The following is a 24,562-nucleotide window of genomic DNA, read 5'->3' on the forward strand; positions in this document are numbered from 1 at the left end:
ACGATCACTATTACCCACTGCAGCACAGGCATACGACGGCCTGCCGCGAAACGCGTTGACTTTTTTGATCTATGCTGCTAAAGTGGAAGTTCAATAAAAACTGAGGCGACTATACAGGTATACGTCTGATCTTTTATATGGCTTTACGATAATGTTCAATCTACTAGGTATAAGCCGTTACGACCCTCACTTTGCATATACTGTGCCAAAACAGCCATTGGTTAATGAGCGTTAACAAACATGATGATAATAGGATTTGATGTCAGGCATTCCTATCTTTGACCCGAGTTCTTTACCCGATTCATTCTTTCCATAGTGCGGTAAGCGGCCAACGCCGCTTTTAAAAAGGAACCGTGTGCAAATCACGGGCTGTCGCGCAACTGTAAGTGACTGTCAAAGTTACCGCCCACCAAGTTCATTGTCCTGACCTGAACAGGATGAGAAGAACGGCGGTAATGTTACAAGCCAGGATACTTGCCCGCTATGTAAGATCATGCTTTCGCGATTTGAAGCAATGGTCAGGACGCATTGTGGGCAAGCTATGCCCCGTTATGCCGTTCCGTGCCTTTTCCAATTCCTGAAAGCATACGAAAACCGTAAGGAGCATTAAGTCTCTTAATGTTTTAAAAGTTTTATGCGTATGCTTAAACACACCCTCGGCTACCCGCGCATGGGAGCCCGCCGCCAGCTGAAGAAAGCTTGCGAAGATTACTGGCAGCGCCGCATCGGCCGCCAGGAATTATTTGTGACCGCACAACGCCTGCAGGAAGAACAATGGCGCCTGCAGGAAGCCGCGGGGATGGACCTCATCCCCTGCAATGATTTCAGTTTCTACGACCACGTTCTCGACACTACGCTCCTCGTTGGCGCCATCCCCGACCGTTATGCCCCGGTGGTAACCGACCTGCCGCAGAACACTGAAGCCGACCTCGCCTTTGCCATGGCCCGCGGTTACCAGGAACACGGCCTGGACCTCACCGCAATGGAAATGACCAAGTGGTTCGACACGAATTACCATTACATCGTGCCCGAATTCCGCGCCAACCAACAGTTCAGGTTATTTTCCAACAAAGTGTTCAATGCGTTCGATGCCGCCAGGCATATGCTCAATGCCACGCCCAAGCCGGTGTTGGTGGGCCCCGTGTCGTACCTGCTGCTGGGCAAGGAAAAAGACCCCGGGTTCCATCGGCTCGAACTGCTGCCCCGGCTGCTCCCCGTTTACATTGAAGCCCTGCAACGCCTGCACAACATGGGCGCAAAATGGGTGCAGCTCGATGAGCCCTTCCTCGCCACTGACCTCCCCGCCGGCGCCGCAGATGCCTACCGATACGCCTACACGGAAATCGCGAAGCATTGCAAAGGCCTCCGCACGATGGTAACCACTTACTTCGAAGGGCTGCGCGATAACATGTCCCTGGCCACATCGCTGGGCGTGTGTTGCCTGCATGTGGACCTCGTCCGCGATCCGGGCCAGCTTGGTGATTTGTTGCCGATGTTGCCGGAGAAGCTGTCGTTGTCGCTCGGCGTTGTTGACGGGCGCAACATCTGGAAGAATGATTACGGACGCTCGCTTGGGTTGATCCGCCAGGCGGTGGATACGTTGGGGGAAGACCGCGTGATGATCGCGCCGTCGTGCTCCCTGCTGCACACGCCCACCGATCTCGAACTGGAAACCGCGTTGGATGAGGAGCTGCGTTCCTGGATGGCGTTCGCCAGACAGAAGCTGCAGGAAGTGGCGGAGCTTGAACAGGTATTCCACGGTGATACCGGCTTATGGGAGAAGAACAATGCCGCCATCGCCGCGAGGGCCGCATCTTCCCGCATTCACAAACCCTCCGTGAAAGCGCGCACCGCCGCCATCACCGAACGCGACGCGCAGCGGACTTCGGCATTCCCGCAGCGGCAATCCCTCCAGCAGCAGCGCTTCCGGTTACCCATGTATCCGACCACAACCATCGGATCATTCCCACAGACCACGGACATCCGATCGCTGCGCGCGGCTTTCAAAAAAGGCAATCTCACGGCGGAACAATATGACGCCGCGCTGGAATCAGCGACCCGGGAAGCGATCAGGCTGCAGGAAGATATCGGGCTGGATGTGCTGGTGCACGGCGAATTCGAGCGCAACGATATGGTGGAATATTTCGGAGAGAAGCTCGAAGGTTTCGCCTTCACGCAGCATGGATGGGTGCAGAGCTACGGCAGCCGCTGTGTAAAGCCGCCCGTGATCTACGGCGACGTAAGCCGGGAGCGGGATATGACCGTTCGATGGTCGGAGTTTGCGCAATCGTGCACCGCGTTGCCGATGAAGGGAATGCTCACCGGGCCGGTGACTATTTTGCAATGGTCGTTCGTCCGCGACGACCAGCCCCGTTCCGAAACCGCGGCGCAGATCGCGCTGGCGATCCGGGATGAAGTGGTAGCGCTTGAAGCGGCGGGGATCGGGATCATCCAGATCGACGAGCCCGCTATCCGGGAAGGTTTGCCGATCCGGTGTGCCGACCGCGAAGCGTATCTCGGCTGGGCGGTGAGCGCGTTCCGCGTATCGGCGTCGGGCGTGAAGGATGAAACGCAGATCCACACGCATATGTGTTACAGTGATTTCAATGATATCATCCGGCACATTGCCGCGATGGATGCGGATGTGATTACGATTGAAACGTCGCGGTCGCAGATGGAGTTGCTGGAAGCGTTTGCGGATTATAGATATCCCAACGAGATAGGTCCCGGTGTGTACGACATCCATTCGCCGCGGGTGCCGGGTACGGCGGAGATGGAAGCGCTGTTGCTGAAAGCCGCCGAATACCTGCCGGCGCGCAATATATGGGTGAATCCGGATTGCGGGTTGAAAACGCGGAAGTGGCCTGAAACGGAAGCCGCGCTCCGTAATATGGTCAGCGCCGCGAAAGCGGTGAGGGCCGGGGTGAAGGAAACGGTATAATATGAAATAGCCGCGCTGGAAACAGCGCGGCCTCTTTTCAGCTTCATTGATAAGACCGGATTGCTCCAGCCATACCATCTCTTCATTAGAAGCTTCTTTCGTATGTTGAAGGCCGCACCGGTGCATCCGTTGGCGGCCTTTTTTTGGCTTATATTCCCCCTACGCCCCGGTACTTATGGTAAGGCCGGTACCCCAGCCATTTGGCGATCCTGGCCATGAAGCGGAATAACCATTTCTGCAGGATTACGGGCATGCCTGCGAGGTAGCAGTGATCCGGGTAGCGGTGCAGGGTGGTGGCCAGTTGCAGGAAGCAGGCTTGCCCCTGGCGGTTGAGGGCGCCTTTTTGCGACAGCGACCATAACGTTTCCAGAATGCATTCCCACTGCATGGCGGGCGCGATTTCATATGTGAAATGAAGGGATTCCGACCGGCTGCCATTCCGCCATGCATGCGGGGTGCCGGGAGGAACGATCACCTGTTCGCCGGCGTGGTACATCCGCGCGGTGCGGCCCGTTTCCATCCAGAGGCTGCCGGAATGGACCATGAACCTTTCTTCCTGCAGCGGATGCCGGTGCCGGAGGGAGCCGCAGGCGCTTTCCATTCCCGGGCCCGCCACCACCGCGATCTGCAGGTAGGCGCCGCCGGTGCTGGCGTGCGTCTGGAGGAAGGTAAACTGCTCCTGGTTGTAAGGGTTGAATATAACGGATCCCTGCCGTACCATGTAGCTGCGGTTTTTGAGGTCTGAGTACGGCAGCAAAAGTAAGTGCGGCAAAAGGTTTGCCGCACTGGTAGTATTACTTAAATATCTGGGTAATGGTACTTACGATTTGTCCATCGCGCGCCAGACGAGCGCTGCTGCGATGCCGCCGACGATGGGCGCGACAATGAAGAGCCAGAGCTGAGACAAGGCCGCGCCGCCCGCAAAGATCGCGGGGCCGAGGCTGCGGGCGGGGTTCACGGAAGTTCCCGTAATGGGAATGCAGAAGAGGTGAATGCAGGTAAGGGTAAGACCGATCGCTACACCCGCAGTGGTGCCGTTGCCCCATTTGCCCGTTGCGCCGAAAATCACGAAGAGGAAGAGAAAGGTAAGAACGGCTTCAGCAATGAAGGCGGATGCGGTGTTGTAGCCCGCTCCATAACCTTCGCCCCATCCGTTGGATCCCAGGGCCCATTCGCCCGCCTGCCAGCCGGGAAGGCCTTTTTGGATGGTCCATAACACCCATGCGGCTACGATAGCGCCAACGCATTGGGCGATGATGTACCCCAGTGCATCCGCCGCCTTGATCTTGCCGGCGGTCAGCATGGCCAGGGTAATGGCCGGGTTGATATGGCAGCCGGAGATCCCGCCGATCGCATAACACATCACCAGCACCGCCAGCCCGAACGCAAATGCGATCCCCAGCAGCCCGATCCCCGCAGGCCCGGATGCACTTACCCCCGATACCACGGCCGCGCCGCAGCCAAAGAATACCAAAGCAAATGTGCCGATCATCTCGGCAAAATACCTGGTGGAAGACTTGATTTCCATGTGGGTTTGTTTTAGTTACCTATAAATACAAACCAACCCCGGCGATTGTTGTTCTCAGAAACCCGTTTTGCTCCCGCCCGTAGCCTCGATCGCGAACCGCAACAAGCTGTTCTTCCCCGAAAGCGATAATTTCCGCGTAATGTTCATCCGGTGATTGCTCACCGTTTTTTCACTGATATGCAACTCCTCCGCGATCTCTTTGCTCGTCTTATAAGCCGCCACCAGGTGGATGATGCGGAATTCGGATGGGGTGAGCGTCGCCAGCATGTCGCCCGCGCCGGTAGCCGTCTTGTGCTTCTGGCGCAATAGGTAAGTCGACATCTCCGGGCTGATGTACGCATTGCCTTCCGTAACCGATTGTATCGCATGAATAATGTCCACCACGGCGTTCTCTTTCAATACATATCCCAGGATACCGATCTCCAGCGCTTTCATGAATGCGTCTTTCACCTTGTGCATGGTGAGCAGGATGATAGGCATCTCGGGTTTCGTAAGCAGGATTTCTTCCGCCGCCTGCAAGCCGTTCAGCTGGGGCATGTCGATGTCGAGGATCACCACGTCCGGATGCTTGGAACGTACGCCTTCTACTGCTTCCCTGCCGTTGGCGGCCTGGTAAATGACGCGGTAATTGCCGCCGGATTCGATCACTTCGCGGAGGCCTTTGAGGAAAATCGGGTGGTCGTCTGCGATGAGGATATCAAGTGCGTTCATGATAGGAAATGGGAATGTTGACGGTAAGCGCCGCGCCTGCGCCTTCGTCAGGATGAATGATGAACTGGCCGCCCATGATCTGCACGCGCTCACGGATGCCCAGCAGGCCGAAGCCATGTTCGTTTTTGCCTGTAAACCCTACACCGTCGTCGGTGACGATGATCTTGATCAGCCACACCGCACGATGCACGCGCAGGTGGCATCGCGTGGCGCCGGCATGCTTCACCATATTGTTGAGCAGCTCCTGCACGATGCGGTAGACGTTCATTTCGTTTTCAGGCGAAAAGAGATGATCGATATTGTCGATGCCTGTTTCCATGACGATGTTGGCGGCGTCGCCGGTTTCGTCGGCCAGGCTCTGGATGCTTTGTGTGAGGCCCATCATGTCCATCTGGTAAGGCCGGAGGGAGTAAGAAATATTCCGGATCTCCTGGATGGTATCCGCCACGTTGCCCGACAGGTCTTCGGACAACGATTGCGCATCGGTATCGCCGGTTTTATTGCGGAGCATCAGCAGGCGGTTTTTGATCAATACGAGTTGCTGGCCCACGCTGTCGTGCAGTTCGGAGGCGATGCGCTTGCGTTCGTGTTCCTGGATGCGGATCAGTTCTTTGGAGAACGCGCTGCTTTGCTCGAGCGCCTGGTGCTGGAGGGCTTCCTTCTCCCGTTTGTAGAAATTCACTTTGCTGGTGAGCGCCCAGGAAAGGATAATGGCTTCCAGCGCCGTTCCCAGCTGCGCGGAATGCCGCGTAAAGTAATTGTCTGGCAGCAGGTCGTTGTCGCGCAGGTTATATACCATGCCGAAACCAATGAGCAGGCTGAACCCCACGAGAAAGTACACCGCCGGCCTGAAGCCTTTCATGTACACCGTTACGCCCGCCAGGAGCCAGTAAGCAAACGTCAAATACATCGCTGCTTCCAGCACGATATACATCACCGGCCAGGGAATGAACACAGCCGCCACCGGCACGGCGAGGATGAAGAGCACGACGGGCGTGCTCAGCCTGTAGATCCGGGGCGCATGTTGCTTCACCCGGAGAAAGGCATTGGTAAAAAGCACCCCGAACAGCATGCCCCCCGGAAGCCCGGTCGTCATCTCGTTCAGCCAGCCCGCGCCGGGGAAGAAAACGAGAATGTAATTGTTGAGGATGAGCGTGGAGATGCCGGAAAACAGGATATATAAAACGTACAGCAGGTACGTAACGTCGCGCAGGGTGAGGAAGGCGAAAAGATTATAGACCATCAGCGCCACCAGTACGCCGTAGAAAATGCCGTTGATGAAATCGTCTTCGCGCTGCATGGCGAGGTGGTTTTCGATGGAAGATATTTCCATCCGCAGCTGCAGCACGGCGTTGCTGGTGACCCGGAGGTAATAGGTGGTCCGCTTCGCCGGAGGGGCATGCAGCGGCAGCAGGGGCATGTTGGACTGGATGATTTGCTTGTCGCCTGTTGCGCCCGCGTGGTAGCGCACGTTGCTGAACTGTCCCGGGATGGATTCGTGGTAGAGATCGATCTCCTGTAGCCCCGCCGATGCGATGGAAATATACAGGTTTTCATCCACTGGGTTTTCCACATCAAACTTCACCCACCATGCGGAATTAGTAGCGCCGGGGATGGCCACGGCGTCTTCCGAACGATGGAATTTATCCGCGCTGGCAGCCACTTCGGTGATGGTCAGTTGCCGGGAGGCATCTTCCAGCAGCAGCGGATGCGTAACCTTCCGCGAAGGCAGGCCCGGCAGCTGCGCCGCCGCATTAAAGGAATGGAAAACCAGCAATCCCGACAGGAATAAAATGAGGCTGCGCAACATACTCAGGCAAAATTACGATTGGTGTGTACAGGGGATATAGGCATTGTTACCCATAATGTGCAAAGGTAAGCGCTGCGGGAAGGAAATGGAAAATTTGTAAACTATTGTAAATCAATAGTAATTAACATCTGGATAATTTCCGGAATGATTCTGGCTTTAGCGAACCAGCTATGCAGGTAACATTACGGGCAGACTGGCGGGAGGTCTGGCGGCACGACCGCTGCCTGACGATATCCGCAATGAGCATTTTCATTTTACGGACCATATTCATCTGGCGCATGGGGCTCATGCCGCAGGACGCGTATTATTACTTCTACACCGAACATCCGGCTATTTCCTATTTCGATCATCCTCCGGCGATTGCCTGGGTGCTGAAAGCATTCACGGCGGTATTGGGGAAAGAAGTGTGGGTTATCAAGCTGGCGGATACGCTGGTGACGCTGGGCACGCTTCTGGTGTTCCGGCAGCTGGCGTTGTTTTTCCTGCCGCGCCGCCGGGCCATGCAAGGGCTGTTGCTGCTGGGGTCTACGCTGATGGTCACCATTTTATCCCTGGTATCCACGCCAGACGTGCCGTTGCTGTTATGCTGGGCCCTGGCGCTGTTGTGCCTCTGTAAGGTCTTGTTCCTCGGGCGCCGTTGGTATTGGTTGCTGGCGGGGGGGATGATGGGACTGGCGTTCGACAGCAAATATACAGCCGTGTTCCTGCCATTGGGCACGGCGCTCTTTCTGCTGGGGTCTGCGAGAAGCCGGCGCGTGCTGCTTACCATTTGGCCCTGGGCGGGCCTGGCCTGCATGGTGCTGGCGGCGTTGCCGGTGGTGGTATGGAATGTGCAGCACGACTTCGCCTCGTTCCGTTTCCAGTCCGCCGCCCGCGTCAGTGGTGTGGCGCTGCGGCTAACGGACGCGCTCGGGGTATTGGGCCACCAGGCGGCGTTGCTGGGGCCGGTGCTGCTGGTAATGCTCTTCCGCGCCATATGGAAGTATGTAGGGAAATACCGGGGGCGCCTGTGGCTGGCGGACGAACGCACCTGGTTCCTGCTGAGTTTCTTCCTGCCGGTGTTTTGCGTATTCCTGGCCATGTCCCCGTTTTATTGGGTGAAGCTGAACTGGATGATGCCGGCGTACATCACCGGCGTGATCTGGGTGATGCGGTATTTCCCGAGAAAATGGAGGGCCTGGCAACAGGGGATCGCGATGGTCATCCATGCGGCTATGACGATCGAGTTAATATGGTACCCGGTGCCGGTGAAGTCCGACGATGTATGGGTAGGCTGGGGGGATGGCGCACGAAGTGCGTAAGATTCAGCATGAGTTCCCGGGGCACTTCATCTTCTCGGCCGACGATTACAAAACGAGCGCCATCCTCAATTTCTACCTTGACCAAATGGTATACGGACAAAACATCATCGGCAAACCCGCGCTGCAGTTCGATTACATCGGCACCAACATCCAAAGCCTTTCGGGCCGCAATGCGCTTTTCATCAATTCCATCCCCGATCTCTATACCGACCAGGACGAGCGCCGCTTCGCGGATACCCTGCGCCAATACTTCCGGGAAGTAAAGCAGGTTTATACGATTGATGTGAGCAAAGGGCGGAAACTCGTGCGGCGCTGGCTGGTGTACCAATGCGAAGGGTACCGCCCGCCGGAGTAAGGGCCGCGCTGACCAATATGAAAATGCCTGCGAAAACGCTTAGCCGGCAACTGCCGGCCTTCGAAAATGCGTCCGCATTACCGGATATCCCCCTGCCGGAACACCCAGCTGTCCGGTTACGCAAACGAAGCGGTGTTGGTATTGCAAACTATTTTGTGTGAATGATAGAATAAGGGATGGCAGAGGATTTCGACGGGCTTTCGGGAGGTTTGCAGTGTAGATATCTTACCCATGTCTTACCCATATCTTACCCATATCCCACCCATATCTTACCCTCATAAGGAGGTAGGATATGGATACGATGCGGGTATTTTATTGGTAAGATAAACATCGATAAACCTTTTCTTTACTGTGGCGTTGTAGGGTGAAAACCCCGTTATGGCAAGACTGAAGCCCCAGTTGGACATGGAGGGCAACCTCGGCCAACTTTCGATTTACCGGCAATATGGATCGGATAAAGTGTATGTCAGAAGAAAAGGCGGCCCCACGAAGGAGCAGATCAGCAACCATCCGAATTTTGAGCGTACGCGTTGGAACAATGCGGAGTTCAAAGCCTGTACGATGATGACCCAGAGCATCCGCCAGGCCTTGTTCCCGTTGCGGCATCTCGGTGACCCGCTGTTCACCGGCGCATTGAACAAGCTCGCAAAAGCCATCCAGAAAACGGATGCGGCCGATCTCGGCCAGCGGTGTATATACCTGTCGCGCAACCGGCATTTGTTGCAGGGTTTTCCGCTAAACCTGTTGCATCCGTTCGACGGGATCGTCCGAATTCCGGTGGCGGTGCATCCGGATCGTGCCGGCGGCGGCGCCATCGTTTCTATTCCGGAGCTCGTTCCGGGTATTCATCTGCACCTGCTGCGGGATGCGCCCTATTACCGATTTTGCGTTACGCTGGGTGCGGCAGGGGATATTACATTCGCGGACGGCGGGCACCAGCGCATGGGGCAATTGCCGATTGCATCGCATGTCGCCAACTGGCAGCACAGGCAGTCGCCCGCTGCCGCCACTACGGTACAGCTGCGATTGCCACAGGAATTTCCCGATGCAGTGACCCTGGTGCTGGGCATCGGCATCGAGCAGGGCGCACCGGATAACACCGGCAACATTATCGCAGTGAAGAGATCCGGCAGCGCGAAGGTGTTGGGGGTGTTTTGATGGCCATGATGCGGCAGCGGACAGTTTGTTATCTTTATACCGTTATTTCATCGCAAATACGGAACCGACATGAAGAAGCAAGCCGTCCACAACAGCACGAACATCTGCAAAACCAGGATACTGGCGATCAAGGATTCGATGGAGATTTTATCGGGGAAATGGAAATTTCATATTCTGGGTACCCTCATGCAAGGCGGCAAGCTGCGGTTTATGGACCTCCTCCGGGAGGTCGATGGCATCGCACCCAAGATGTTGTCGAAGGAGCTGCAGGACCTGGAAGTGAACCAGCTCGTGATACGCACCGTCTGCAACACCAAACCGTTAACGGTGGAATATGAAATCACGGAATTCGGGAGGACGTTGTCTCCCATCATCGATGAAATCGCCAAATGGGGGATTTCTTACCGCAGCGCCCTTCTGCGAAAAAGTACACCCGCAGAATAGGTGTTCCGCGGGTGTGGTGGTTACTTACGGGTCCAGATGGCACCGTTTTTCGTTGGGGTGACCGTTACCAGTCCTTCTTTCACAAGCATTCCCAATACTTCTTCCGCAGCGTCGAAGCTGAGCCCGCCCAGCTCAGCGAACTCGCGTAAAGTAAGGGAGGCATATATCGCGAAAAGGCTTTTGCCGTCTTGCGCATAATTTGATTTCTCCACGCCTGCAAATACTTTCCGGATGCCGGCCTCGAAGCTTTCATACGGTTTGAAACCGTAGATCAGTTCCGTTTCCCCCGCGGCATTACTGACGAAGAACGTAGGGAAACCCCGCACGCCCAGCTTCCGCGCCAGCAGCAGGTCTTCATCGAACAGGGCTTACGGCCGGGGCGCCGTTTCTTTACCATGGCTTTCCCATGGGTAAGTAGTTACCTGGAGGGAAGTGGGGAGGTGTTATGGCGTGAATAACAGCGATTTGTGAAGTCCTGCGGAGCGAATGCCCTGCCGGCCTATCTTTACCGAAACAAGCCGACGTTATGGAGCACTACTATACTGCGCTTTTCCGGTATATTCAGCAGATGATTGCGCTGCCGGAGGCGGATAAAGAAAGTTGCCGCAACACATTCAAGGCTGTGCAGGTGAAGAAGGACACGATGCTGGAAACGGCGGGGAAGGTGCCGGTGTATCACAATTTTATCGTTTCCGGGTACATGCGTAAGTTTTATGTCAATGATAAGGGCGAAGAGGTGACGGTGGATCTGAACAACGGGCCGCGTTTCTTTACTTCCTACCTGCATTTTGCGAATCAGACCGTGTCCGGTGAGTACCTTCATTGTATCACCGATTGCGCGTTGCTGCGGATCACGAAGACGGACGCCGACCGGACGGTGCAGACCAGTGCAACGCAAAAGGATTATACCATCCGGTTGTTCCAGCAGGTGATGGAGGAGGATAAGCAGCGGATGAACGACCTGGCTACGCTTACGGCGGAACAGCGGTACCGCAAGTTTATCAGGGATTGTCCTGACATCATGAAGAATGTTCCGTTGAAGTATATCGCCTCTTACCTCGGGATCAAGCCGGAGAGCCTGAGCCGCATCCGGCGGGAGATTATTTCCTAACAAATGTTAAGCTGAAATCATCGTATGGTGGGTATTTTCGGGGAATACTTCCATATGATGAACAATGTATCCCTCCGGCTGCTACGAATAGCGGCCCGGCTATGGTTTGCCGTTACCTGCCTGGGGCAGGCGGTTTTCGCATATTATATTTTGATGCATTACGGGCGGTCGGCGGCGCTGGGGCAGCTGGAGACGTGGAATGCCGTCAACCCGCACTTTTATGTGCACGGCGACGTGAGGGGCAATATCATTTTCGGTTTGCATGTAGCTTTTGCGGCCATCATCACAATATTGGGACCTTTGCAGCTGGTGGATGCGCTCCGTGCCAGGGCGCCACGCTTCCACCGGGTGAGCGGGAGAATATATATTGTTTCGGCTATCCTGATAAGCGCAGCGGGGTTGTATCTGACCTGGGTGCGCGGGGCGGTGGGAGGGCCGGTGATGGCGGTGGCGATCACGATGAATGGCCTGATCATCCTCGGCTGTGCGATCCTTACGATCAGGAATGCCATGCAGCGAAAGTTTGCGGCGCATCAGCAATGGGCGGTGCATCTTTTCCTGGCGATGAGCGGCGTATGGTTTTTCCGGGTATTCTTTATGCTGTGGATGTTTATTTTCCGGGCGCCGGTGGGATTTGATCCGGGTACGTTTACCGGTCCGTTTTTAACGGGTTTGTCGGTATTCGTGTACATCTTGCCCCAGGGTATTGCCGCGGTATATTTTCATATCAGGCGCAACGGTTCTTCCCTGCAAAGGGCATTGTTCTCGGGATTCCTGGTGCTGATGGCATTGGGTATGGGGCTGGGTTCTGTGGCGGCTACGCTGGGGATGTGGCTGCCGCGTTTATAGGCTATTTTCCTGCGGCTTCCATTACGTATGTACAATTACTATTTACCACCTGAATAAACCGGGTCTTCCCCGGAATCCACCGGTTTTTCGGCTTTCGTTTCATTGAACTCCATCGCTCCTGTATAGTCATCCATGATGTCAAAAACCGGTCGCCCTACGAGCGCGCCCACGCCAACAGCGCAGCGTAAGAAATAAACTTTACCCGGCTGGAAATCCACCGTTACTTCTGTCCTTTTTTCCGTGCGCGCCCATAGCAGGGCTTGACTGGCAGGATCGATTTTTACCTGGTAGCTGCCCCCGTTCTTCACCCGGCATACCATGGAATCATTGACGTGCAGGTTGTATTGCACCAACGTGCCCAGCCCTGATCTGGGGCGGTACACACACAGCAAGGCGTAGGAGGCCGTATCGGGCACCAGAGCGCGCATTGCGGAGTCTGCAGCTGCCTTTTGTACGGCGATCATGGGTGAGAGGTCTTCGAGATAATATAATTCGGCGTTCATGCGGTAGCAGGTACTCCAGGCGTCGGGTGCTTTGATCTGGGTAAATCTGATGATATTGGCGCCGGAAAGGCGGGCTTTTGTCCGGGCTTCGTTGATGGATTGAGTGTAACCGCATTTAGTCTTAAAGCCGCCGTCCTTTATTCTGAGAGTGCCCTTGGAAGTTGCGTTGGCGGGGACATGGCCACCAGGCGAGACAATCAAAACCGGACTTTGGGCGGGCAAATGCTGGGCGGAAGTCAATGTGGGCAGAAAGAAGCAAAATATCAATAGCGTATAGGAACATTTCATGCAGATAAAATTAATGAAATGGGGGAGATGTAACACAACAAATAAAGAAAAGCCGGCTTGGGCAAGGCTTTCTGAAATAATAAAGTCGTAAAGTTATGGGATTTTAACTTTCTGCGGGGTTACGCCGGGCCCAGTCGGAGTACGTGAGTTCGAACTTCCTTTCCCCGTTGGCGTAGCTGCCGGCGGGCGACCAGCCCTGGAGGGTGTAGAACCGTTCGGCCCGGGTATTGGGAGCGGTTCCCAGTACCAGCGTGCTTTGCGTTTGCCGGAAATACCATTCCAGCATCAACCGGTGCAGCTCTTTTCCTATTCCCTGTTCAGCATAAGCCGGGTCCACGAATAAGGCCCATACGCTATTCTCCTGCAGGTCTACAATGGAGAAGCCTATAACCTGTCCATCAGCCTCACAAACCCAGCCCTTCCCCTTTTCGGTGATATAATACGCCACATCTTTATCCGGAACAAGATCGGGGTTGCTGAGGGTGTTTTCTTTCACCAGGTGCCTCACTACCTGCATTTGTTTAATATCCCTGAGTTCCGCGGTTCTGAAAAAGGTATGCATTGTTGTTTGATTGGGGCTGCCCTAAGATACATGGTTTCATGGGAAGCGGCAAAATCCGGGTTGAAAGGCCTTCATACGAAGGCCTTTCTGCTAAAAATACTGCGGTACCGGGGGAAGTTCTTAACGGGTTTTGTTTGTTTCAGATAACTGAATATGGCATTGAGATCTTCATCGGTCATTTGCGTATAGTTTGTCCAGGGCATTGGGGGAAGCAGTGTGCGGCCTTTTTCAGCTCCTTTCAGTTTACCATGCCGCATGGCGGTTTTAAAATTCTCAGGAGTCCAGTTGCCGATGCCGCTTACATCGCTGGTGATATTTAAAGCGAAACTAATACCCCATGGCCCTGCGGCGGCCGTCATATCTTCATTGAACTGCGCGATACCTTTTTTAGCCAGCGCTGTGTCAAAGGCCGCAAGGGGGCGGCTGGAAGGGTAGCCGGAAAGTTGTGTCTCCGGAATCACTTCAGGCCCCATTTTACCCATCCGCTTGGGAGAATGGCAATCATTACATCCCCCGATGGTGACCAGGTATGCTCCCCGATTTACCAGGGCGGCGGAATCTGAAGCCACTCCGCCGGGGGGGTCATTATTAACTGAATTGCAGGAAAAAAGCAACGCTATTAAAGAGCACGCTGCAAATGCTGAAGCCGGGATTAATCTGTTCATATTTGTTTCCACGTTATTTGATGCGCAAAATTATTTCATTACAAACTTAGCCGCAGGAGGAGGATGACGGAGTCGTAAGTTGTGGCGCGCCAACCGTGGAAATCTGTGCTTAAATGGGAACGGTGCTATTTGCCAATCCAGTCTTTGAAAGCTGATACCTTTTCCCTGCTTACAATGGAATCTTTGTCAAAAGCGGGGACAAGATCCAGGTGCAGCCTGTTTCCCGGGAAGTTCTCTATTGTTTTGACGGATTTTATGGATACTAACGTTGAGCGGTTGATCCTGTAGAAATCAGCCGGATCCAGCATTTCTTCCTGCAGTTCTTCCAGCGTATAATCAGTTATATACTTACTGTTGGTGAAAGTTTTGAAAAATGTGATCCTGCCTTCCCGGAAGAAATAAGCGATGTCTTCCGTTTGTATGCTTACCAGCTTATTCCCGGATTTTACGAGGAACCGTTTGCGATATTGATGTTTGTCAAGGTTCTCCCGAAGGTCATTCAGCAACCGGGCAACGTTCACATTGGGCGAGGTTCGACTGGCATAATGTGCCTGAAGGGTTTTGTGCTTGTTTAATGCCTGTGCCAGTCTTTCGGGTTCTACAGGCTTCAGGAGGTAGTCCAGACTGTTCACTTCAAACGCCCGCAGCATGTACTGGTCGTATGAAGTAGTGAAGATAACCGGACTGTTCACTGTAACCTGGTTGAAGATCTCGAAGCACTGCCCGTCTGCCAGCTCAATATCCATAAATATCAATTCCGGCGCGGGATGTGCTTTCAGCCAGTCTACGCTTTCTGATATGCTCCGGAGCGTGGCAATAATTTCAATGTTATTGTCTGTCCCGGCAATCATTTTTATCAGTCTTTTAATTGCGAGATTTTCATCTTCAATGATTATCACTTTCATAAGTAGCGGGATTAATCAGGGGAAGCGTTACGGTAAAGTATTGGTCGCCCGGCGCTATGGCAACACTGCGTTGAGACAGTAGCTGGTATTTGCGTTGAATGTTCTTTAGCCCTATTTTGTTAGACTGTACGGAAACTGATTTCGCCTGCTGGTTATTACGGACAACCAACTCTTCGTTATCGTTGGTATATACCTGGATAATAAGGGGATTGGATTCCATAATTACGTTATGCTTCACCGCATTTTCGACCAGCATCTGCAGCGTGAAAGGCGGGATCTGGTAGTTCCTGTATTGATCAGGAATGTCAATATCCAGTTGGATGGCGGATTCATACCTTGTTTTAAGCAAATAATAGTAAGACTTCAGAAACGCGGCTTCCACATGTATGGCGGTAAGCTCATGTTCGTTGTTCTGTAGCAGGTAGCGGTATACCTTGCACATTTCATATAAAAATTCTTCTGCTTTCTGCTGGTCTTCGGAAATGAGGGCGGATAATGAATTCAGGGAGTTGAACAGGAAATGAGGATTCACCTGTGATTTCAGATTGTCCAGCTCACTTTGCAGGGAGGCCTTCTTTGACTTCTCGGCTTCAATGAGCGATGCTTTCCATTTCTTTAACAGGTAAGTGCCTTCGAATACAGCGGTGGCAATAATATTCAATACTATACCAGCTAAAGATATGCTACCGAATTTTTCAGGCATATACGGCCGCCCTGCCGCACTGCAACACATCACCAGAATAAGATAGTTTATGAAAATGGTAATGGGTATAAAGATGGCCAGGGTTACCAATACACGCGGGCTTGTCTGGTTTACTTCAGGGAAAAAGCTCCGGATAATGTACCCTGCTTTTGAATGTATAAACCAGGATGCGGGCCAAACGCCCAATAGGATGGCTGTGGTTGTAAGGAAAACGCCCGGATCGGTCACATACTCCTTCCCCCAGATGAGCATTGCAATGATAAAGTAATAAGGCAACACGATAAATAGTACGCTTACGTCATAACGGGTAAGCCTGTTGCCACGCAGTGCATTGGTCAGACTGAAAACGGTTTGTTTTGCCATGTCACGGCAAAAATAGGGAAAAGAAGATAGTTTGTAACCTCTTCCTCTTGTAAGGCTGGCACTGCGCCGATGGTAAATACAATGCCGGCAGTGTTTTTTACAATTCAGGCATCGGGAGTTACGATTCGCGCATCAACCAAATTTCACCTGTCCGCCTTTTATTTTCCTTTGCATCCAGTATTTACCCCGAAACAAACACAAGCACGCATTTTATGAAGCTAATTCATTCATTCCTTTTATTGACATTCATCTCATTGTTCATGGCCTGTAAAAAGTCGCCGGCTGAAATTGAGGACCAGGTTATCAAACCGGTTAGAAGAAACGCCGGCGGCATAGTGGGACCGGCCGTAACCAAAACCATTGGCACCGGTGGCGGTACATTGCAGGCAAACGGTGTGCAACTGGTCATCCCGGCGGGAGCTGTCAGCACACCCGTCAATTTCAGCATTCAACCCATTGAAAACACATTAACCGGATCATCCCGTAACGCATTCAGACTACTGCCGGAGCATATTCAATTCAAAAAGCCGGTAATAGTAGTATTCAGGTACGAGGCATCGGAAACCGCCGGCACCGCTCCTGACCTGCTGCACCTGGCATACCAGGATTCGACCGGCTTCTTCCGGATGGTCATGGATACGGAAAGGGATGAGGCTGCACGTACGCTTACGGCACATACCACCCATTTTAGTGACTGGACTTATGTTGAATCCCTAAAAGTAGAAACGGATCGCAGTGAGTTAATAGTTGGTGAGCAGGCGCATTTAAAGCTGATGTATCATGAAATATTGCTTAACTCGCTGGAAAAAGATCCGCCGATTGGAGCGTATGTAGCATACAATATCCGGTCGCAGATACCGCGCATACAATGGAAAATGGGCGCGGGCGCAGGGAAACTGAAGCCGGATGGTATCAATTGCTTGTATACCGCTCCCACCGCACTGACTGCCGTAAACCCGGAGCTGGTGAGTGTTTACGTTCCCGTCTGGAATACGGCGAAGAAAGATTACAGCAGGCAGGCCATCCTGACCGTTCCCCTGACTATTATGGAAGACGAATTCCTGGTCTATACAATGGATGGCATCGTCTACAAAAACAAATCAGCTGATTGCACTACTGATGAATGTCTCAAAATGGAAGCGGATAACTTTTACATCAATGCGGAAATGAGCGGAGGTCAGTTTATCCTGATCCGGTTGTTGGGAGTTTCTTTCGGGCAACGCTCCTACCCTTACGGACTGGATGACGATCAAAGCTATATGCACATTGGAGGAACGGAGGAATGGGACTGGGTTACCAGCAAAACGCCCTGTCCAACCTGCGAATTACAACATTCTTCCGGGGGGTAACCATTACGCGGTACGATGCAGTTGGAGGTTATGTGGAGGGTAAATTTACCGCTGAGGTATGGTACCAGGATGGTAGTTACAACCCTCCAAAGAAAGAAATATCCGGCCAGTTCAGGATAAAAAGGAAATTATAAGCTGTCTGTTTCTACACCGGATGGGAATGAGGAAGGTACGGTCAACCGTACCTTCCTGCATTAAAGCTTGATAATTAACGCCGTTAGCGCACTGTCGTGCAATTATTTCTTTTTCGGCGGCGGCATTTTGGGAGGCTGCTGCTCGTATTGGTACATCAGGTTGATCTTGACATCTTTATCCAACCTCCATATTTCATGCAGTTCTTTAGTTGATTTCCGTCCTTTGGCATCTGTTGAAATCTCACGGGTCCATATTAATACCCATTCCTCATTATGATTCCTGCTCCTGAGCGGTACCCAGGCCTGCACAGAATCAACCACCGTGCCCATTTGCCGCCTCACCTTGGTAGCCATCAGGATTAGACTGTCCCGGTTCCCGGTAAACATAGAACCATCGGAAAAGATCATGGTGTCTGTTTCTGCGAAATAGTCCTTTGAATTGTTCATGGTGTTGTTATCCCAGTTCTTGTACATGTTGAGGAGCGTCATTGCGTTCTTGGGATCGCCGATTTCAAAATTGGAAGAGTAATCCGGGGTGAAGGGATAATTAACGACCTCCTATTTTAGGAAATAAACAAAGAATGTTATGATGAAGAAGACAGCTTTGCACATCATTTCCAGCGCCGATGAGGAAGAACAGCGGTATTGCAGTATTGCAGAACCTTTGCTTTTTGAAATGCTAAAGCAGGTATTTAAAAAGCAAGTTTGTAAATGTTGTTCATTTCAGATGAATTGTTAACCTCCGTAAAGATCATTGAAAATTAAAGGGAACTCGACTAAAAACAGAAAACCCGCGCAATGCGCGGGTTTCTGAGATGATTTGCGGACCGGACGGGACTCGAACCCGCGACCTCCGCCGTGACAGGGCGGCATTCTAACCGACTGAACTACCGATCCATTTCCGTTAACCGGGTTGCAAATATAGCGACAAGTCTTGTAAATTTACAAATCAAATTTATTTCATGCCGGAAATCGACCATTCCCCCGCTGCCCAGGTCCCCCGCCTGACCCGCCTGGCCCCCACACCCAGCGGATTCCTGCACGCCGGGAACCTCCTGTCGTTCGCCGCCACTTACGCACTCAGCCTCCACCTCAACCTGGAAATACTGCTCCGGATCGATGATCTCGACCGCGACCGCCTCCGCCCGGAATACCTCGCCGATATCTTCGCCACCCTCGAATACATGGATATCCCCTGGCACCATGGCCCCCGAAACCCGGATGAGTTCTCCACACAGTGGTCCCAGACCCTCCGCATCGAACACTACAACTCCCTTCTTAACGCCCTCCGCGACGGCGGCCACCTCTTCGCCTGCGATTGTTCCAGGACCCAACTGCTGAATGGCGCCTATCCCGGCACCTGCCGCCACAAAAACATCCCGCTTAGCCAGCCGGGCGTTGCCTGGCGCCTCAAAACAGATCCCGGCTCCCGCATCGGCATACGCTCTCCCGGTCCCGCAACCCCGCCCATGCCACTGCCGCCCTCGATGTACGACTTCGTGGTACGCAAGAAAAACGGCGATCCCGCGTATCAACTGGCCTCCGTGGCCGATGATCTCCACTTCGGTGTCACCCACGTGGTGCGCGGGGAAGACCTGCTGCCATCCACGCTCGGACAACTGTACCTGGCATCACTGCTGCCGTTCAACACTTTTCCGGAAACCGTTTTCTGGCACCATCCGCTGCTGGAAGGCCCCTCGGGCCATAAACTCTCCAAATCCGCCGGCGACACCTCCATTCGCCACATGCGCGCGCAAGGCCTCTCGCCCGCCGATATCTGCACCGCCACCGCCCGCATGGCCGATCCCCTTGCCGCACCCCAAAATGCCCGGGAACTGGGCGATTGGTTGCTGCAACGCCAGGGCATCATATAGTTATTTCACGGGCTCCCGGAGAATCGTTTTCAGCTTTTCCTGCGGCGTCTTCCGGAAATCGGAAAGGTAGATTTCATGGTGTAACCCGTTATGGGATAGCTTTTGCTCCACCATAAATTCATGCATGACCTCCAGCGTTTCCCCCTCACGGCTGAACGGCCCCTTATGCAGCATCTGCACGGATTTGCCTTCGTGCATGTCGAACACCACTACTTGATCCGCATGCGGAACCCCTTTTTACCGCCGCTGCCACGCCTGCAGAGATATCTTCATCCGTCACGAAATCAGGAAGGCGGATGAGCAGCCGGTACGACCATTCACTGCGGGGTACTTTCGCCGGTGCGTCTGCCATACTGAGCCCCGGAAACGCCTGCATGTCGAACCACCACTGACCCTCCAGTTTGGCCACGGTGAAGTCGTTGCCGCGCTCCTTGCACCGGAACTTGATCGCATAGGCCACTGGATATAAAGCCGCTACATGGGCGGCAAATGCCTCGGCCGAAGGGTCGCCGGTGCCCGTAACCGACAGGTATCTTGCCGGTCCGATATCCACAATTTCCGGTCGGGTGGAGGCATGGTAATAGGTTTTGTACTTTTTAGTGAGGTCCAGTTTTTCCATCAGGTTGAATTTTTGCTGCAAGTAAATTTCCCGGACTGACAACATTATGTCAGTAGCATCCATTATTTATTTTTATTAACTTTCAACATCACTAAAATAGCATCCTATGAGCAAATTCGTCATCACCAAAAGATCTGACGGTGAATTTCAGTTTAACCTGAAAGCCGGAAACGGGGAAAACATCCTCAGCAGCGAAGGATATTCCTCCAAAGCCGCCTGCCAGAACGGGATCGACTCCGTTCGGAACAACGCCCGGCAGGATGAGCGCTTCGATCGCAAAACGAACGCCGGCGGAAAATTCTATTTCAACCTGAAAGCCGCCAACGGACAGATCATCGGCACCAGCCAGCAATACACCACAGAGGCGAGCCGCGACGGCGGGATCGAATCTGTGAAGAAAAATGCACCCGACGCGGAGGTGGACGATCAGTCGGCCGCCTAACGCATCGCTTGCATACAGGAAAGGTCTGCTCCGGCAGGCCTTTTTTATTATCACCCCACCATTTTCTCGCCGGGAAAAGTTATATTTATTTACGTTTTAATACCCCCGGCCTGCCGCCAGGCCATTATCCCTGACATCTTTAACCTCAAACTTTTCCTCATGGAAAAAGATATTACTATCGAACTCGTGCGCCGTATCACAGGCGAAGAATTTCCGGCTGAGCTGGAGGCATTCGAATCCAACGCGGAAGATTGTTATGATAGGATTTCAAATGGAGAACAGCCGGAAGACTTGTTTGCCGACAATGGCGCCATGAATGAATTCTCCTGGGAAGGCGTGGAGCAGGGTGTGCAATCGATCAGCGTGCTCGCCGGAACTGTGCTCACTTTCCTCAGCGTCCGGAAGGAATGGAAGTCGTCCCGATCTCAAAAGTATGCATCCCTCAAAGATACCTGGCAGCTCGATCTCATCAAGAGCGGCGTGGCGCCTGAAGTGGCGGCCATAATTGTAGAGAAATACCAGGAAGACCTTAAAAACCTGTTGAAGTGAACGCGGCTTTGCTGCCGGAGTACTCAATCCGGTCGGCGGAAAGCGCTGTCAACGCGGAAAAGATCCGGCGATCGGTGTTCCGGCTGACGCGCGTCTATCTCTGGCTTTTCATTATCGCCGTGGTGGTCATCAACCTGCAGTACTTTTTCATGGGTCCGGAGTCAGCAGAATATGACGATTTTCTGTACCCGGGATACAGCCTTGGGAGATCTTTCCAGGCGGAAGTAATGCACCTCATGTACATCAACAGCATTTTGGGGATGGCGGGATCCATCGGTACGGCGATGTTACTGTTCGCTTCCATCAAAGAAGGGATGGGGAAGTTTGAATCGGATGTGAATGCGGGCCGTGTCACGGAGATGCAGCCGGAGCAGGGCGTTTCCATTAGGGAGATGACGGAGGCGCTGGCTACAGACATGGGCATCCTTCCCGAAAACCGCATACGTTTCTGGAAAACCCTCAGCAAAGCGCGCTATCCGTCTGTCCAGCAGCTGGGCGGGGGAGATGTGAACATCGTTGTCCCTGTGAATTATTTCCTGTTCCACCAAAAACATCCCGAGCGTTCAAAGGCAATCCTGGCGCATGAGCTGGGACATGTGCTGCAGGGTGATACGGACCTGTACCTGCTTTCGGAGAAATTTTACACGGTAGTGCGTCTGGTGGTTGTGCCGATGCTGCTGTTGACGCTGATATCTGTTTTAGTGATGCTGGCGATGAGCGGCGGGCCGCAGGGGGGATTGTCCCGGTGATCACAAGCGCCTTGTCGGTCATCGTACCGGTGTTCTTCATTATTTTTTACCTGGGTCAATATGGCCGCATCAGAACGCTGCGCAGCGAATCGGAGCACCTCGCAGACATGTGTGCCTTCATCTATGCGGAAGGGGATGCTTTGCGGCAGGTGTTGGAGGGATTGGAGGCGCCCGCCCGGAGAAGCAACATCGTACATCCGCCTCGCCAGGAGCGGATCGATTACATTCAACAATTGGAGAAATCCCAAATACCTTCTTCATGAGCCAGCAAAAAATCTTCACAAAAGCCGCACTGATTACGGCCGTCACGATTTTCGTAACTGCGTTTTTCCACATGGTGATCCGGGAAAGGGATAGCAGGGGAGTTGAAGGTATTATGTGGATGATGAAAATAGAAACGCTGGTCTCTTTTTCATTGGTGATATCCATTGTTCTGGTGATTGGAAAAGACAGGATGACGGACGGTGATCGCGGATGGGTATTGGGCGCCGTCGGTGGCCTGGCTGCGATGTTCACGCTCTGGCAGGCGCATTCCATTACGTATGCGGTGTTGACGCTGATGAAATTCAGCCGCAGCGTTGAGGAGGGAACGGCGAATTCCTACCCGGATCTGTCGTTGCGTGGCGCGCTGGATTATATCCTGGAGCCGGCCATGATCGTACTCGCCGCAACGGTCTGCCTGCTATTCAAGAAATACGCCCCGGTGAAATATCTCGTTTTCGTGCTCCTCGCCATCGTGCTGACTTATTCGGTTATGTTCCTGTATGGGAACATTTTCCCGGGGTATTTTCCGGTGTATGGGGATGGTTAATGTCTGTCCGGTAGAAGGGGAAAGCAGCAAGTGATTTTTACCTGTTGCGTGTACTGTTGCAAAACGAATAAAACGGTTGATGTAATAGTTTTTACATTATCATACATATAAAGCGGCGTCTTTGGAGAAGTAGTGCCGATACCGGTGTCGCCGGTGGATGTTGGGGAGAACATTTTGCCCATACAGAGGATCAGGTTTAAAAGTTGGGCATTCAAATAATAAGTGACAACCAGTCTGACGACCCCCAAAACAAAAAATGCCCAAAGACCGAAGTCAATGAGCATTTAAAGCTTGCGGAGGAGAAGGGATTCGAACCCTTGATAGGCTTTCACCTATACACACTTTCCAGGCGTGCCAGTTCAACCACTCCTGCACTCCTCCGGCGGTTGAATTATTCAATTCAGGGTTGCAAAGATAGACTTTTGTTGAAACTTTCCAATTTATTTTTTGGGAATTATTGACCGTTGTAGGCCATCCGCATGTAAACCCCGCCTTTCTTCAGCTCGTCGAGCATTTGTCTGAGCCGCTTGTCGCGGGTTTCCTCGCGCACGGCGCGTGTGATCCAGGACAGGTAATCGTTTTGCTGATAAGCCGGCCGGGCTTCGTATTTTTTCATCAGCCCCTCGCGCTGTAAAGCCTCCGCAATATAATCGGGCATCGGCTGGAGGGGTCTTTTCAAATGACTGAAATCGCGTTGCATGGTTAAATGGATTGAAGGTTCAACTGTATGAAGATACTGCGTTCCCGCCAAAACCGTGCCCCGCCTTATTCGATTACCGGCTCAGAAGGCGTCAGCTCGCCGCGAAGCGGTACCTCCAGCAATCGCTTCACCTCCTCCGGCGGAAGGTTCTGGCCGAGGAGGAACATGAGCTTCGTTGTCGCCGCCTCAAAAGTCATATCATGCCCGCTCACGACACCGATCTTCTGCAGATGCGTGGATGTTTCGTACTTGCCCAGTTCCACGGAACCACCGTCGCATTGCGTGATGTCGACCATGATAATCCCTTTGTCCGCCGCCTTCTGCAGGCACTCGGTGAACCAGGATTGCGTAGTGGCGTTGCCACTGCCGAAAGTTTCCAGCAATAGCCCGCGCATGCCGGGCGTGTTCACGATCGCTTCCACCGCGCGCCGTGTGATGCCAGGGAAAATTTTCAGCACGCCGATATTGGGATCCATGCTCTTGTGCACTTTCAGCTCTTTGGCAGGCGCCGGCAGCATGAAGTCGCGCTTGTACTTAATATCGATCCCGGCTTCCGCCAGGGCAGGGTAGTTCATGGAATAAAACGCTTCGAATTTCTCCGCGTTGTACTTCTTCGCACGGTTGCCGCGGAACAGCATGAAGTCGAAATAAATGCAGACTTCGGGCACCATACAATGACCGTTCGCTTTGGTGCTGGCGATTTCCATGGCGGTGATGATGTTCTCTTTCGCATCCGTACGGATCTTGCCGATCGGCAACTGGCTGCCTGTGAGGATCACGGGTTTGGACAAATTCTCCAGCATGTAACTCAACGCGGAAGCGGTAAAAGCCATAGTATCGGAACCATGCAGGATCACGAATCCGTCGTAGCGGTCGTACCGGTCTTCAATAATACCGGCCAGCTCCGACCATACTTCCGGGCTCATGTCGGACGAATCCATCGGGGGATTGAACGCATACACGTAAAAATCAATTCCCATCCGGTAGAGCTCGGGAAGATTATTCCTGATCTCGTTAAAACCGATGGGCCGCAACGCGGTTGTCTTTTCGTCGTAAATCATCCCCACGGTGCCCCCGGTATAGATGATGAGAATCTTCGTCATGTAACGCTATAGAATTGCATGCAAATGTACCGCGT

The 24,562-nt window shown here is 53.1% G+C and carries 29 protein-coding genes, 2 tRNA genes and 1 riboswitch; of the genes, 14 read left to right on the forward strand and 17 right to left on the reverse strand.

Annotated features, from left to right (window positions below; all coding sequences use genetic code 11):
- The first annotated feature begins 300 nt into the window (after positions 1–300).
- Positions 301–497, forward strand: a riboswitch (cobalamin riboswitch).
- 143 nt (positions 498–640) lie between these two features.
- The gene (gene metE, locus WJU16_RS15260; protein WP_341834352.1) at positions 641–2,941 is read left to right on the forward strand and encodes a 5-methyltetrahydropteroyltriglutamate--homocysteine S-methyltransferase; all 2,301 of its coding nucleotides are present in this window, start codon (positions 641–643) and stop codon (positions 2,939–2,941) included.
- Positions 2,942–3,089: 148 nt separating this feature from the next.
- Here metE and WJU16_RS15265 read toward each other — a convergent pair whose 3' ends face one another.
- The 4 genes from WJU16_RS15265 to WJU16_RS15280 all read right to left on the reverse strand — a co-directional run bounded on the left by WJU16_RS15265 (position 3,090) and on the right by WJU16_RS15280 (position 6,990).
- Complete coding sequence (locus WJU16_RS15265; RefSeq protein ID WP_341834353.1) at positions 3,090–3,662, reverse strand: cupin domain-containing protein; 573 nt, start codon at positions 3,660–3,662, stop codon at positions 3,090–3,092.
- 99 nt (positions 3,663–3,761) lie between these two features.
- Entirely contained in the window at positions 3,762–4,469 is a 708-nt protein-coding gene (aqpZ, locus tag WJU16_RS15270) for an aquaporin Z (RefSeq protein WP_341834354.1), read from the reverse strand.
- A gap of 54 nt (positions 4,470–4,523) precedes the next feature.
- Complete coding sequence (locus tag WJU16_RS15275) at positions 4,524–5,180, reverse strand: response regulator transcription factor (protein ID WP_341834355.1); 657 nt, start codon at positions 5,178–5,180, stop codon at positions 4,524–4,526.
- The gene (locus WJU16_RS15280) at positions 5,167–6,990 is read right to left on the reverse strand and encodes a 7TM diverse intracellular signaling domain-containing protein (RefSeq protein WP_341834356.1); all 1,824 of its coding nucleotides are present in this window, start codon (positions 6,988–6,990) and stop codon (positions 5,167–5,169) included. Before WJU16_RS15280 ends, WJU16_RS15275 begins: the two co-directional genes overlap by 14 nt.
- 170 nt (positions 6,991–7,160) lie before the next feature.
- Between WJU16_RS15280 and WJU16_RS15285 the strand changes: the two genes are divergently transcribed.
- From WJU16_RS15285 to WJU16_RS15300, 4 genes are all read left to right on the forward strand, one after another.
- The gene (locus tag WJU16_RS15285) at positions 7,161–8,291 is read left to right on the forward strand and encodes a glycosyltransferase family 39 protein (RefSeq protein WP_341834357.1); all 1,131 of its coding nucleotides are present in this window, start codon (positions 7,161–7,163) and stop codon (positions 8,289–8,291) included.
- Positions 8,272–8,646, forward strand: a complete 375-nt coding sequence (locus WJU16_RS15290; protein ID WP_341834358.1) for a hypothetical protein — start codon at positions 8,272–8,274, stop codon at positions 8,644–8,646. Before WJU16_RS15285 ends, WJU16_RS15290 begins: the two co-directional genes overlap by 20 nt.
- A 378-nt stretch (positions 8,647–9,024) precedes the next feature.
- Positions 9,025–9,804, forward strand: coding sequence for a hypothetical protein (locus WJU16_RS15295; RefSeq protein ID WP_341834359.1), 780 nt, complete (start codon positions 9,025–9,027; stop codon positions 9,802–9,804).
- Positions 9,805–9,873: 69 nt separating this feature from the next.
- Complete coding sequence (locus tag WJU16_RS15300) at positions 9,874–10,248, forward strand: helix-turn-helix domain-containing protein (protein WP_341834360.1); 375 nt, start codon at positions 9,874–9,876, stop codon at positions 10,246–10,248.
- Between the two features lie 20 nt (positions 10,249–10,268).
- Here WJU16_RS15300 and WJU16_RS15305 read toward each other — a convergent pair whose 3' ends face one another.
- A complete protein-coding gene (locus WJU16_RS15305) occupies positions 10,269–10,574 on the reverse strand; it encodes a hypothetical protein (RefSeq protein ID WP_341834361.1) in 306 nt (101 codons plus the stop codon).
- A gap of 200 nt (positions 10,575–10,774) precedes the next feature.
- On the opposite strand from WJU16_RS15305, the gene WJU16_RS15310 reads away from it, so the two are divergent.
- Positions 10,775–11,359 carry a Crp/Fnr family transcriptional regulator gene (locus WJU16_RS15310; protein WP_341834362.1) on the forward strand — a complete coding sequence of 195 codons (585 nt, stop codon included), beginning with the start codon at positions 10,775–10,777 and terminating at the stop codon, positions 11,357–11,359.
- Between the two features lie 24 nt (positions 11,360–11,383).
- Positions 11,384–12,208, forward strand: a complete 825-nt coding sequence (locus WJU16_RS15315) for a DUF2306 domain-containing protein (RefSeq protein ID WP_341834363.1) — start codon at positions 11,384–11,386, stop codon at positions 12,206–12,208.
- Between the two features lie 38 nt (positions 12,209–12,246).
- On the opposite strand, the gene WJU16_RS15320 is transcribed toward WJU16_RS15315, so the two are convergent.
- The 5 genes from WJU16_RS15320 to WJU16_RS15340 form a co-directional block, all read right to left on the reverse strand.
- Entirely contained in the window at positions 12,247–12,999 is a 753-nt protein-coding gene (locus WJU16_RS15320; protein ID WP_341834364.1) for a hypothetical protein, read from the reverse strand.
- Positions 13,000–13,102: 103 nt separating this feature from the next.
- A complete protein-coding gene (locus WJU16_RS15325; RefSeq protein ID WP_341834365.1) occupies positions 13,103–13,561 on the reverse strand; it encodes a GNAT family N-acetyltransferase in 459 nt (152 codons plus the stop codon).
- A gap of 71 nt (positions 13,562–13,632) precedes the next feature.
- Positions 13,633–14,226 carry a diheme cytochrome c-553 gene (locus WJU16_RS15330; RefSeq protein ID WP_341834366.1) on the reverse strand — a complete coding sequence of 198 codons (594 nt, stop codon included), beginning with the start codon at positions 14,224–14,226 and terminating at the stop codon, positions 13,633–13,635.
- A 125-nt stretch (positions 14,227–14,351) separates the two neighbouring features.
- Complete coding sequence (locus tag WJU16_RS15335) at positions 14,352–15,131, reverse strand: LytTR family DNA-binding domain-containing protein (RefSeq protein WP_341834367.1); 780 nt, start codon at positions 15,129–15,131, stop codon at positions 14,352–14,354.
- Positions 15,112–16,197, reverse strand: coding sequence for a histidine kinase (locus WJU16_RS15340; RefSeq protein ID WP_341834368.1), 1,086 nt, complete (start codon positions 16,195–16,197; stop codon positions 15,112–15,114). The genes WJU16_RS15335 and WJU16_RS15340 overlap by 20 nt, the downstream gene beginning before the upstream one ends.
- A 260-nt stretch (positions 16,198–16,457) precedes the next feature.
- On the opposite strand from WJU16_RS15340, the gene WJU16_RS15345 reads away from it, so the two are divergent.
- Positions 16,458–17,546 carry a hypothetical protein gene (locus tag WJU16_RS15345; protein WP_341834369.1) on the forward strand — a complete coding sequence of 363 codons (1,089 nt, stop codon included), beginning with the start codon at positions 16,458–16,460 and terminating at the stop codon, positions 17,544–17,546.
- A gap of 236 nt (positions 17,547–17,782) precedes the next feature.
- Here WJU16_RS15345 and WJU16_RS15350 read toward each other — a convergent pair whose 3' ends face one another.
- Both WJU16_RS15350 and WJU16_RS15355 read right to left on the reverse strand, forming a co-directional pair.
- Entirely contained in the window at positions 17,783–18,154 is a 372-nt protein-coding gene (locus tag WJU16_RS15350) for a hypothetical protein (protein WP_341834370.1), read from the reverse strand.
- 349 nt (positions 18,155–18,503) lie between these two features.
- Positions 18,504–18,577: transfer RNA gene (locus tag WJU16_RS15355), tRNA-Asp, on the reverse strand.
- Between the two features lie 65 nt (positions 18,578–18,642).
- Here WJU16_RS15355 and WJU16_RS15360 point away from each other — a divergent pair.
- Positions 18,643–19,554 carry a glutamate--tRNA ligase family protein gene (locus WJU16_RS15360; RefSeq protein ID WP_341834371.1) on the forward strand — a complete coding sequence of 304 codons (912 nt, stop codon included), beginning with the start codon at positions 18,643–18,645 and terminating at the stop codon, positions 19,552–19,554.
- Here WJU16_RS15360 and WJU16_RS15365 read toward each other — a convergent pair whose 3' ends face one another.
- Both WJU16_RS15365 and WJU16_RS15370 read right to left on the reverse strand, forming a co-directional pair.
- Entirely contained in the window at positions 19,555–19,728 is a 174-nt protein-coding gene (locus WJU16_RS15365) for a hypothetical protein (protein ID WP_341834372.1), read from the reverse strand. It abuts the gene before it with no gap.
- A complete protein-coding gene (locus WJU16_RS15370) occupies positions 19,718–20,173 on the reverse strand; it encodes a hypothetical protein (RefSeq protein WP_341834373.1) in 456 nt (151 codons plus the stop codon). Before WJU16_RS15370 ends, WJU16_RS15365 begins: the two co-directional genes overlap by 11 nt.
- A 106-nt stretch (positions 20,174–20,279) precedes the next feature.
- On the opposite strand from WJU16_RS15370, the gene WJU16_RS15375 reads away from it, so the two are divergent.
- The 5 genes from WJU16_RS15375 (at position 20,280) to WJU16_RS15395 (ending at position 22,724) form a co-directional block, all read left to right on the forward strand.
- Positions 20,280–20,615, forward strand: coding sequence for a YegP family protein (locus WJU16_RS15375; RefSeq protein WP_341834374.1), 336 nt, complete (start codon positions 20,280–20,282; stop codon positions 20,613–20,615).
- 159 nt (positions 20,616–20,774) lie between these two features.
- Entirely contained in the window at positions 20,775–21,164 is a 390-nt protein-coding gene (locus WJU16_RS15380) for a hypothetical protein (RefSeq protein ID WP_341834375.1), read from the forward strand.
- Positions 21,161–21,913 (forward strand): hypothetical protein, encoded by a 753-nt coding sequence (locus WJU16_RS15385; protein WP_341834376.1) that lies wholly within the window; start codon positions 21,161–21,163, stop codon positions 21,911–21,913. The genes WJU16_RS15380 and WJU16_RS15385 overlap by 4 nt, the downstream gene beginning before the upstream one ends.
- An 11-nt stretch (positions 21,914–21,924) precedes the next feature.
- On the forward strand, positions 21,925–22,176 hold the full coding sequence (locus WJU16_RS15390; protein ID WP_341834377.1) for a hypothetical protein: 252 nt from the start codon (positions 21,925–21,927) through the stop codon (positions 22,174–22,176).
- A complete protein-coding gene (locus WJU16_RS15395) occupies positions 22,173–22,724 on the forward strand; it encodes a hypothetical protein (RefSeq protein ID WP_341834378.1) in 552 nt (183 codons plus the stop codon). The genes WJU16_RS15390 and WJU16_RS15395 overlap by 4 nt, the downstream gene beginning before the upstream one ends.
- A 294-nt stretch (positions 22,725–23,018) precedes the next feature.
- Here WJU16_RS15395 and WJU16_RS15400 read toward each other — a convergent pair.
- The 3 genes from WJU16_RS15400 to WJU16_RS15410 all read right to left on the reverse strand — a co-directional run bounded on the left by WJU16_RS15400 (position 23,019) and on the right by WJU16_RS15410 (position 24,527).
- A tRNA-Ser gene (locus tag WJU16_RS15400) sits at positions 23,019–23,105 on the reverse strand.
- Between the two features lie 73 nt (positions 23,106–23,178).
- The gene (locus WJU16_RS15405) at positions 23,179–23,424 is read right to left on the reverse strand and encodes a YdeI/OmpD-associated family protein (protein WP_341834379.1); all 246 of its coding nucleotides are present in this window, start codon (positions 23,422–23,424) and stop codon (positions 23,179–23,181) included.
- A gap of 65 nt (positions 23,425–23,489) precedes the next feature.
- Entirely contained in the window at positions 23,490–24,527 is a 1,038-nt protein-coding gene (locus WJU16_RS15410; RefSeq protein ID WP_341834380.1) for a type I asparaginase, read from the reverse strand.
- Positions 24,528–24,562 lie beyond the last annotated feature (35 nt).

It is taken from the genome of Chitinophaga pollutisoli, from assembly GCF_038396755.1.
Lineage (GTDB): Bacteria > Bacteroidota > Bacteroidia > Chitinophagales > Chitinophagaceae > Chitinophaga > Chitinophaga pollutisoli.